Source organism: Cellulophaga tyrosinoxydans, from assembly GCF_900176415.1.
In the GTDB taxonomy this organism is placed as follows: domain Bacteria; phylum Bacteroidota; class Bacteroidia; order Flavobacteriales; family Flavobacteriaceae; genus Cellulophaga; species Cellulophaga tyrosinoxydans.
Genome location: NZ_FWXO01000005.1, coordinates 78,890 through 90,167, shown reverse-complemented (window position 1 = coordinate 90,167; position 11,278 = coordinate 78,890). Strand labels below are relative to the sequence as shown.

The window sequence follows — 11,278 nt, the reverse complement described above, 5'->3', positions numbered from 1 at the left end:
AAGTTCTATTTTTCTTAGCAAAAATAATACGTTCTCCAAGAGGGTTTTCTTGAACGAGCTAGCAAAACAATAAATTGTTTATTTTAAAATATTGACAGAATTTAGTCTGACAGAAAAAAATAAAACATTAGATTTTTAACCAAAAAAATGCAGAGTTCGTAATAAACCCAAGTTAAAAATTAGATACTACTAATATTCGTTTACAATTTTACATTTTTAAAAAACCTAAAGCATCCTGTACTATCCTGCACTTTACAACCCTTCTAAAGGCTATTAAACACAGGGATTACCATAGATATCACTATTTAACTACTAAAATTAATAATTAGAATAATTCTTATTCAATAACTAATTGGTTAAAAAATATAACCAATTTTAACAATAAGATTTAAAAAAAAATAGAAATTGCTTTTAATCTAAACCTTAAAAACCTTGAATTTACTAATACCATCTTCACAAGAAAAAATGTAAAAAACAATGAAAGTTATAAGTGAAATTTATGGCCAACAATAGAAAGAATAGACTACTTTAAAGTCTAATGAATTAAAAAAGTTAATCCATTTTAGCCATTTTATAAACTCAATTTAGCAATATATAAAAGCTACCAAACCATTACAATTCGCCCTAGTTGTTTGTAAAAGTTGTGTTTATGTATAAGTGCAATTTAAATTACACTAATAGTTTATTTACAATTCAAATAAACTTGGCAGCCACATTGATATTTGAGGAATATATGTGATTATAAGTAAAACTAGTACCATTATTAATAAAAATGGAATTAATGGCTTAATCACCTGCGATACAGAAACATTTGCAATTCCACTTCCTACAAATAATATAGTACCTACTGGAGGAGTGCACAAGCCAATACATAAATTAAGCACAAGTACTATTCCGAAATGTACGGGATCCATTCCTAATGCTACTACAACCGGTAAAAATATAGGAGTAAATATTAAAACTGCAGGAGTCATATCCATAAATGTTCCGATGACTAATAAAACCAAATTAATCACTAAAAAAATTACTATTTTATTACTAAACTGTTCTAATAAAAATCCACTTATCAGTTCGGGGATTCCTTCAAAAGAAAACAACCATGACATAGCCATCGAGGTGCAAATTAAAAACATAACTACAGCTGTTGTTTTAGCGCTAGTAAGTAATATATTTGGAAAATCTTTTACCCGCACATCACCATATATTAAGGCTAAAACAGTCGCGTATAATACAGCAATTGCAGACGCCTCGGTTGCCGTAAAAACACCTGCGACAATTCCGCCTACTACAATAACTAATAATAATAGACTAAAAAATGCTTTTCGAAAATAAGTCCAAATTAAAGAAAAAGGAGTCCGAGTACCCTTGGTGAATTTTTTAGCAGAGGCGACAAAAGCAATATATGCCATAATTGCTACTCCAAGTAAAATACCAGGAAAATAACCAGCCACAAATAATGCTGCTACAGAGGCCGTGCCACCACTTGCCAAAGCATAAACAATTAGAATGTTGCTCGGCGGAATTAATAAACCAGTTGTAGAAGATGTAATATTTACAGATGCACTAAACTCTCTAGGGTATCCCTCTTCCTCCATTCTGTCCGTCATGATACTCCCAATAGCTGAAGTAGCGGCAATTGCAGAGCCCGAAATAGCTCCAAACAACATAGATGCCAATACATTTACATAAGCCAGACCTCCAGGCATACTAGCCACTAGAGATTTCGCGAAATTTATAAGCCTATTGGCTATTCCACCACGTTTCATTATTTCTCCTGCTAAAACAAAGAAGGGGATTGCCAGTAATGCAAAACTATCAATACCAGTTGTCATTCGCTGAGCTATTGTTGTTATTCCTGGTAAATTATCAATATTTAAAAGTAAACTTAGTGCTGTTGCAATACCAATACTGTAAGCCACAGGAACTTTAAGAATTAAAAGAATAAAAAAACTTACAAATAAGACGAGGATACTAATAACTTCAATACTCATGATTATTCGGTTATAAGATTAGCTTTAATTTTAAAAAAATGATAAACTGAAAAACACATAATAAGCAAACCACTAATTGGCATTATGACATAAATATACCCTAGAGGAATTTCTAAGGTTCCTGACAATTGTTCTAAATGAAGGGTTATATAGACCAAATTAAAACCACCAATAACCATTATTATTAAAGCAAATGAAAAAATACACAACTCTGAAAATAGTAAAGCTTTTTTCTTATTCTTTTCGGAGAATTTCTGATACAAAAAGTCCATTGATAAATGCATTCTTTTTGCACTAAGGTATGCTGCGCCTAGAACCGACAACCAGATTAGTGAAAATCGTGCTAATTCTTCAGTAAAGGCAAATGAAGTATTTAAAATATAACGAGAGAAAACTTGACTTAGAACATCAACAACTAACAATCCAAAAATAAACACTAAAATAAATTCTAAAACCTTACATGTTTTATTAAAAATAGCTTCAGCAATTTTCATACTTATTGATTTTTTATAGAGTTTATAATTTCAGTCATTTCAGGATGCTCCTTAATAAACGTTTCTAAAACTGATTTTGATTTATTTTCAAATAAGGATTTCTCTGGGAGAATTATCTCAACACCAGCTTTTTTAGCAATTTCCATTGATTCATCTACTGATTCTTGCCAGAATTTCTTTTGTGCTTTAGATGATTTATCTGCAGCTTCTTGAACCCATATTTTTTCTTGATCCGAAAGTTTGTCCCAAAATTTTGTTCCAATTAATAATACATCGGGTACTGATGAATGCTCGTCAATAGTATAATATTTACTAATCTCGTAGTGATTAGATGACACAAATGAGGGAGGGTTATTCTCTGCGCCATCAACAACACCTTGCTGTATAGCAGTATATAATTCCCCATATGACATGGGGGTAGCTGAACCACCCATAGCAGTGACCATATTTATAGACATTTGATCATTCATCACCCTAATTTTAAGCCCATTTAAATCCTCGGGCTTTCGTATTGCTTTATTGGCGGTATAAAAACTTCGGCTCCCTGCATCATAATACACAAGGCCTCGTAACCATAATTTACTACCTTTTGCTAGAATAGACTTCCCCACCTCTCCCTCTAGAACATCAAATTGATGTTGCTTATCTCTAAAAACATATGGTATACCAAGTACTTGATACTCGGGTACAAAATTAGACAAGGTAGCAGCACTTACTTTAGTAATTGCAACACTACCAATTTGCAAAAGCTCTAACACTTCACGCTCAGAACCTAGCTGCCCATCAGGAAAAATTTTTACCTGCATCTTCCCCTTAGATTTTTCATCAAGCGCCTTCTGGAATTCTAAAATCCCTTTGTGTACTGGATGCGTTTGAGGCAGCGTATGTGCTAAATACAACATTTTAGTATTTCCTTCCTTTTTGCAGGATAAAAGTAGAAAGGCAAGCATACAAACAAAGCCAATTTTTTTCATATTTTTATTATTTCATGTTAAAATCAAAATATTTTTTAGCATTGAAATAGCATATATTTTGCACCATTTTACCTAAAAAATCTATATCATTTGGCACTAAACCATTTTGAACATCCTCGGCAATTAAGTTGCACAAAATACGACGGAAATACTCATGCCTAGGGAAGGATAAGAAGCTTCGACTATCCGTTAACATACCTACAAAATTGCTCAACAAACCCATATTAGACAAACAGTTAAGTTGCTTTTCCATACCGTCTTTTTGATCTAAAAACCACCAACCAGATCCCCATTGCATTTTTCCAGGAATACCACTTTCGCTATAATTTCCCATCATGGTTGCAAATACCTCATTCTGTGATGGGTTTAAATTATAGGTGATAGTTTTAGCTAATTGATTGGTGTTATCTAGGGCATTAAAAAGTCTAGACATTGCTTTTGCCACCGTAAAATCACCTATTGAATCCACCCCAGCATCTAAACCAACTTGCTCTAATAACCGACTGTTATTATTTCTTAATGCACCCAAATGAAACTGTTGTGTCCATCCTTTTTTGTGATACAGTTTACATAATGTATGCAATAAAAATGAGGCATAAATTTTAATTTCTGCCTCCGCTATTTTTTGTCCTTTCAGTTTTTTAGAAAAAATTTTATTCGCCTCTTTCTCTGTATACTCGTAGGCATATATTTCTTCCATGCCATAGTCTGATAATCTACAGCCTTGCTCATGAAAATAATTTATTCTACTTTCTATTGCCTTTATTAAATCATTCAAAGAATGTATTTCAAAACCTACCCTTTGCCCAAGTTTACTAATATAATTAGTAAAGCTTTCCTTCTCAATAAATAATAAATTATCTGGTCGGAAGGTTGGGAACACCTTTGTATAAATACCTAATTCTTTGATTTTTTTATGTTCTTCTAAATCATCTGCAGGATCATCTGTGGTGCAAACTACCTCAACTTTTAGGTCTTGTAACAATTGGGCTGGTGTTTTTTGTTTTAAAACACTATTTACTTTTTCAAAAATAGAAGTTGCTGTTTTTGGCTGCAAAAGCTCATCAATATCAAAATAACGCTTTAGTTCTAAATGGGTCCAATGAAACAAAGGGTTGCGTAAAGTGTAGGGCACAGTTTCTGCCCATTTATCAAATTTCTCTTTATCTGTTTTATTTGTACCAGTAATATAGGCTTCATCAACACCATTTGCACGCATGGCTCTCCATTTATAATGATCCTCACTCAACCATGCTTTAGTAATATTAGCAATAGGTTTGTTATCTGCTATTTGCTTTGCTGATAAATGATTGTGATAATCTATAATAGGTAAATCTCTGGCATATTCGTGATATAAACTTTCAGCAATGGAACTTTGCAAAATAAAATTATCAGTAATAAAATTTTTAGTCCTAAGCATATTTATCAATTATAACGCACCGTTAATGGGTTATTCACTTTTAGCGCAAACTGGGCTAAATGGTTTTCCCAATCTTCTTGTGAAGTGAACTCCTTTGCTTCTTTCCAGCCAAATCCTGCATAATAGACTGCTTTACCATTTAGAACTTTAATTTGGGCATAAAAATTACTCCAATCTTTAGTAGGTGTATTATATAATTCTGATGTAATTAATCCATTATTAGGAATTATTATAGCCGTACCTAACTCCGAATTTTCATGTGGTTGCCAATAGGATATCCAACCTTCTGTATTTCTTTGTGTGGTTTGCCCATCTTTTTCGTGTAGTGTTAATCCAGCAAAAATAGCATCGGTTCCAGTTAGTTCTATTTCAAACTTAGAAAAATTACTTCCATAATCTAATGAAATATATTTTTTTTCGGTAATAGGTTGTCCATTAGCTTCCCAAGCTGCATATTCTAAAACAAAGCTGGTTCTAATAGGTCCTGTGGTAATAGTTTTCCAACTGGTAAAGTTTTTAGATACATAAAATGAGGTGTCTTTCTTTACAGCAATACCTCCCACTCCTCTGCTTATACCTACATGAAAATTATCTAATCCTTCTCCAGTATCTTCGTGATAAGAGCCTTGACCTGTTGTGGTTTTTTCATACCATTTATTTATTATTGGATATTCCACCTTTTTCAACCAGGCATCTATTCCACTAGACAAAGTGCCTCCTTTGATGCCATCTTCAATCATTTTTTGAGCAACTGGGCCATAAGTTCTAAAAGCCACTTTATTATTCTCCCAAGCGTAATCATCTGTTCGTTCTGGCACAAATCTGGAATAACAGAATACTTCTGCTTTAGGTTTTAAACTTTCGTCAACCACAAGTAATTCAAATTGTTTACTCTTTTTCGCTTCCACTTTAGGTTGAAATAAAAGAATATCCATTTTTCCATCTTGATTTTCGTCTACCAGTTGCGAAATTAAAATTTCTTTAGACGCTACATCCTGAACAGAAAGGTTTTCAAAATTTATGCCTTTTCTTAAAGACAAATCAGATTTTCTTATTTCTACTGTTTCAAATGAACGAGGAGTTTCTAAGGAATTAGTTATACGTACAATTAATTTAGATCGACTTTTACAAGCTCCCAAAAAAACAAAAGCAGTTATAAAAATAAAAAATGACACCTTTTTCATATTTAATTTTCATTAGAAGGTTTACCTATAGTCGCTAAAATACCCCCATCCACATATAGAATATGTCCGTTTACGAAATCACTTGCCTTTGAAGACAAAAATATTGCTGCACCTGCTAAATCATTAGGATTTCCCCATTTTTCAGCTGGCGTTCTATTAATTATAAAATCATTAAAAGGATGCCCATCTACCCTAATAGGAGCAGTTTGCGAAGTTGCAAAATATCCAGGTCCAATACCATTTACCTGAATATTATGTTTTGCCCATTCCGTAGCCATATTTTGGGTCAACATTTTAAGTCCACCTTTTGCCGCTGCATAAGCACCAACACTATTTCTACCTAATTCACTCATCATCGAACAGATATTTATTATCTTTCCTACCTTTCGGTTAATCATACCTTTTACAACATGCTTAGAAACAATAAACGGACTCACAAGATCCACGTCTATGACTTGTCTAAAATCGGCGACCTCCATCTCTACTAATGGCGTTCTTTTTATTATACCTGCGTTATTTATTAAAATATCGATTGGTCCAACTTCTGCTTCAATTTGCGCAATTGCAGATGCAACTTCTGTTTCATCTACCACATTAAACTTATAGCCAACAGCTTTTATTCCTTCGCTTTTATAAGCAGCCACAGCCGAGTCGATTTTTTCCTGCGACGAATTTCCGTTTACAATTATTGTTGCTCCAGCCAAACCTAAGCCTCTTACCATTGCCATTCCTAACCCATGAGTACTCCCGGTTACTAATGCAATTTTTCCTTTTACATCAAATAATGCTATGCTCATAATCTATCTTAATTCTGTTATTTTAGCAACATCCATATCGCTATAATCTAAGTTTTCACCTGCCATACCCCATATAAATGTATAATTTGAAGTACCAGAACCAGAGTGTATTGACCATGGTGGCGAAATAACAGCTTGATCATTCCGCATCCAAATATGACGAGTTTCCTGAGGTTGCCCCATAAAATGGCAAACAGCTTGATCTTGAGGAATATCTAAATAATAATAAACTTCCATTCGACGATCGTGTACATGTGCTGGCATTGTATTCCAAACACTTCCAGCTTTTAACTCGGTCATCCCCATTTGCAATTGACAAGTATCTACGATACCTCCAATTATCATTTGATTTACTGTTCTATGATTTGCTGTTTCTAAAGATCCTAGTTCTATTTTATTAGCTTCGGACTTACTAACTTTTTTGGTGGAATAACTTTTATGTGCCGGAGCAGAGTTTAAATAAAATTTAGCAGGATTATTTTTATCCTCACTTTTAAAAATAACTTCCTTTTTACCACTTCCAATATACAAAGCATCTTTATGCTCTAAAATATAAACAACTCCATCAACTTCAATGGTGCCAGAGCCTCCAATATTTATAATTCCAATTTCTCTTCTATCTAAAAAGCAAGTAGACTTTAAAGGATCTATGGTTTCTAAATTTATGGCTTCTTTTACAGGAACTGCAGAGCCAGCTATATATCTATCATAATGTGAATAAACTAAGACTAATTGATCTTCTTGCATTAAGTTTTCAATCAAGAATTCATCTCTAAGTTGCTGAGTATCGTAGTTTTTTACTGATTGCGGATTTGATGCGTATCGTGTTTCGTAATGTAATTTCATATCTTCAAATTCAGTTTTTTAAATAATGCTTTAATCCGTATTCTAATCCTCTTAATTCTGCTAAACCACGTAATCTACCTATTCCTGAGTATCCTGGATTTGTTTTCTTATGCAAATCATCCAGCATTTGATGTCCGTGATCTGGCCGTACAGGTATATTAAAATCGGTCATCCCCGCCGCTTTTCTTCTTTTCTCTTCTCTTACAATAGCTTTAATTACGCCGAACATATCTACATCACCCTCTAAATGATTGGCTTCGTAAAAATTACCTTCTGCATCGCGTTTTGTACTACGTAAATGTAAAAAGTGTGTTCTATCGGCAAAGCGATTAAAGATTTGAACCAAATTATTATCTGCACGCACACCTAATGATCCAGTACAAAAAGTAATTCCGTTAGCTCTGTCCGGCACATTTGTAAACAAATAAGCATAATCTTCCTCTGTACTCACTACTCGTGGTAAACCTAAAATAGGATATGGCGGATCATCTGGGTGAATACACATGTTTACCTTATTTTGAGATGCTACTGGAATTATTTCTTTTAAAAATAATACTAAATTTTCTCTTAAAATCTGAGCATCAATGTTTTTATAAGTATCTAACCTTGCCTGAAACTGTTCTAATGTATAACCCTCTTCGGCACCTGGCAGGCCAGCAATAATATTATTAACTAGTTGACTTTTTTGTTCCTGACTAAGATTCTCAAAATAGAATTTAGCTGCTTTTTTCTGCTGATCAGAATAGGTATATTGTGCTCCTGGCCTTTGTAATAAAAAAAGTTCAAAGGCTGCAAATGCAGTTACATCAAAACGTAAGGCTTTAGATCCATCTTCAACTTCAAAAGCCAAATCGGTGCGTGTCCAATCCAAAACAGGCATAAAATTATAGCATACAATTTGAATACCACATTTTGCTAAATTTTCAATGCTTTTTTTGTAATTATCAATATATAAAGCATAATTACAAGTACGTGTTTTTATATTTTCATGTACAGGTATGCTTTCGACAACACTCCAAGTAAGCCCAGCGCTTTCTATAATTGATTTTCGTTTTTCAATTTCATCTATAGTCCATATGTCACCATTGGGAATATGATGCAAAGCAGAAACCACTCCAGTAGCCCCAGCTTGTTTTACATCAGACAAAGAAACAGGATCATTTGGTCCGTACCAACGCCACGTTTGTTCCATATTTTTTAATACCTTAAATTATTTTTATACTCCACTGTAAGCACTAAATCCGCCATCTATAGGCACTACTATACCAGTAACAAAATTAGACCCTTCGCTACATAGCCATAATGTTGTTCCTATTAAATCATCAGGCTCTCCGAATTTACCCATTGGTGTTTGCTCAATTATTTGATTTCCTCTTTGCGTTAAACTACCATCACTATTTGTTAATAAGGTTCTATTTTGATCGGTTAAGAAAAACCCTGGAGCCAGAGCATTTACGCGAATACCGACTTTAGAAAAATGAACCGCAAGCCATTGCGTAAAATTAGAAACAGCGGCCTTAGCTCCACTATAGGCAGGAATTTTTGTTAAAGGAGTAAAGGCATTCATAGAAGAAATATTGATAATACTACATCCCTTTTTTCCTATCATATCTTTTGCGAAAATTTGTGTTGGTAATAATGTGCCAATAAAATTTAAATCAAAAACAAACTTAATCCCAGCAGGGTCTAAATCAAAAAAAGTTTTGAAGCCACTAGTCGAGTTTGCCAAATCACTCTCTTGAAAATATGGGTTTGACGTTGTACCAAGAGGATGGTTGCCTCCTGCCCCATTAATCAATATATCACATGAACCTAAAGAATTGTTTATTATTCTTTTTGCACTTTCTAAGGATTCTTTTTCAAGCACATTTGCTTCAACTCCAATAGCATTTCCTCCACTCGAATTAATTTCATTTGCTATATTATCAGCAGCTTCCTTTTTCAAATCAATTACTGCAATTTTATAACCCTCTTTTGCTAAAGCTCTAGCCAATGTTCCACCAAGTACTCCTCCCGCACCTGTTATAACAATAGTTTTGTTCATTAATTTATTCCTTTAATTATAATAGCTACGTTTTGAAAATAGTCAAAACATAGAAAAAATTTGATTATTCTCCATTATCAATCACTAACAATGAAGTTAGTCATACTGCACCGAAAATAAGAAATAGAAATAATGAATCCGTCCTGCTCTGTCCTGAATTGAAAATTACTTTCTTAAAAAACCATACTAAAAACAATATTATAATGATTCTCTCAAAATGAGTTTTGTTGGTAAATAAGTTTGCATTTGCTCATTTTTAGTCACAAATTCTGCTGCTTTTATTCCAAAGTCTTTAAAATCTATTGAAACAACGGAAATTCCCTTGAAGGTGAATCTTTTTATAGGTGTCTCATTATAAGAGAGTACACCAACATCCTTACCTAATTCATAATTAGCACTAAGACATTGATCTAATAGCCCATATAACATTCTATCATTTACTGTTATATACGCATTCTTTTTGTTAACTATAAATTCTTTTGCTTTTTTAATTACTTTGTATTTGAAGCCATTATCTTTACAAAACTTTTTAAAGAAAACTACACTCTCCCAAGGATGATAGGTGAATTCAGGATATAAAAAATTTAATGCCTCATATTTTTTAAATAAAAACAAACCCTCCTCTAGACAATTATAAAAGCTTTTTCCAAAATCTTGTAAGAGATAGTTAGTTGTTTTTTTTGAAGACAAATCCCAATCAATAAGCAATAACTTATCGGCCTCTATTTTATGTATTGCTCTAATTACTTCAGGATCCTTAAAACCCATAATAATATATTTATAATATCCTCCATTATTTGTGTTTAGCATAGATTTGAAGTTTTTCACATTATAATGGTGAAATTGCAAATCAACTATGACATTATCGGGCAAGTTTTGCATAAACGAATGATATAAAACCTCCTTATAGGCTTTAAATGTACTTATTAATAATAATACTTTGATTTTACTATCAGCAATGTAGTAGCCTTTATGCGGTGTAGAATTTATATACCCTTCATTTTTCAAAAGTTTATATGCCTTAAATACTGTATCTCTAGATATGCTATATAATTTGCTAAATTCATTTATTGAAGGAATACTTTGGCCTGATTGGTATGCCTTTGTTTCTATTGCCTCTTTGTATGCATTAAATACCCGCATGTATTTTGGGATGTCATAATTTTCAATATTTTTCAAATTTATCATAAGCGGCCAATCATTTAAGAAATAATATTACAGATTAAAATTAACAATAAATCAAACACTATAACATTTACGCAAAAAATTAATACGATATTCTATAGAAATTCACAAGTTCAAAATCAAGATTTAAATTAGGTTGGTTTTAAATAAATAATTACTATGTAATTAATATATCTTTATAAAACGAAACAAATCGACTCAATTATCATGAAATTGAGGTTCACAATTCGTCAACATAGGTAACTAGATTTACTGAAAGTATTGATATCATTGGGCTGAAAGAATTAGGTTAAAACCCCAGCCCGGTCACAAAAAAAGCCTCTTAGATCATAAATTTAAGAGG

The 11,278-nt window shown here is 32.7% G+C and carries 10 protein-coding genes; all 10 read right to left on the bottom strand.

What is annotated here, in order from left to right; all coding sequences use genetic code 11:
* Positions 1-686: 686 nt before the first annotated feature.
* Positions 687-1,991 carry a TRAP transporter large permease gene (locus tag B8963_RS13670; RefSeq protein WP_200810846.1) on the bottom strand — a complete coding sequence of 435 codons (1,305 nt, stop codon included), beginning with the start codon at positions 1,989-1,991 and terminating at the stop codon, positions 687-689.
* Positions 1,992-1,993: 2 nt separating this feature from the next.
* Entirely contained in the window at positions 1,994-2,485 is a 492-nt protein-coding gene (locus B8963_RS13665; RefSeq protein ID WP_084062352.1) for a TRAP transporter small permease, read from the bottom strand.
* Positions 2,486-2,487: 2 nt separating this feature from the next.
* Positions 2,488-3,459 (bottom strand): TRAP transporter substrate-binding protein, encoded by a 972-nt coding sequence (locus B8963_RS13660; RefSeq protein ID WP_084062351.1) that lies wholly within the window; start codon positions 3,457-3,459, stop codon positions 2,488-2,490.
* A 7-nt stretch (positions 3,460-3,466) separates the two neighbouring features.
* Positions 3,467-4,879, bottom strand: a complete 1,413-nt coding sequence (uxaC, locus tag B8963_RS13655; protein WP_084062350.1) for a glucuronate isomerase — start codon at positions 4,877-4,879, stop codon at positions 3,467-3,469.
* 5 nt (positions 4,880-4,884) lie between these two features.
* A complete protein-coding gene (locus tag B8963_RS13650) occupies positions 4,885-6,063 on the bottom strand; it encodes a DUF4861 family protein (protein WP_084062349.1) in 1,179 nt (392 codons plus the stop codon).
* 2 nt (positions 6,064-6,065) lie between these two features.
* The gene (locus tag B8963_RS13645; RefSeq protein ID WP_084062348.1) at positions 6,066-6,860 is read right to left on the bottom strand and encodes a gluconate 5-dehydrogenase; all 795 of its coding nucleotides are present in this window, start codon (positions 6,858-6,860) and stop codon (positions 6,066-6,068) included.
* Between the two features lie 3 nt (positions 6,861-6,863).
* Entirely contained in the window at positions 6,864-7,706 is an 843-nt protein-coding gene (kduI, locus tag B8963_RS13640; RefSeq protein WP_084062345.1) for a 5-dehydro-4-deoxy-D-glucuronate isomerase, read from the bottom strand.
* A gap of 10 nt (positions 7,707-7,716) precedes the next feature.
* Positions 7,717-8,898 (bottom strand): mannonate dehydratase, encoded by a 1,182-nt coding sequence (uxuA, locus tag B8963_RS13635; protein ID WP_084062343.1) that lies wholly within the window; start codon positions 8,896-8,898, stop codon positions 7,717-7,719.
* A gap of 24 nt (positions 8,899-8,922) precedes the next feature.
* Positions 8,923-9,750, bottom strand: coding sequence for an SDR family oxidoreductase (locus B8963_RS13630; RefSeq protein ID WP_084062340.1), 828 nt, complete (start codon positions 9,748-9,750; stop codon positions 8,923-8,925).
* Between the two features lie 198 nt (positions 9,751-9,948).
* A complete protein-coding gene (locus B8963_RS13625) occupies positions 9,949-10,938 on the bottom strand; it encodes a GntR family transcriptional regulator (RefSeq protein WP_084062337.1) in 990 nt (329 codons plus the stop codon).
* Positions 10,939-11,278: the final 340 nt, after the last annotated feature.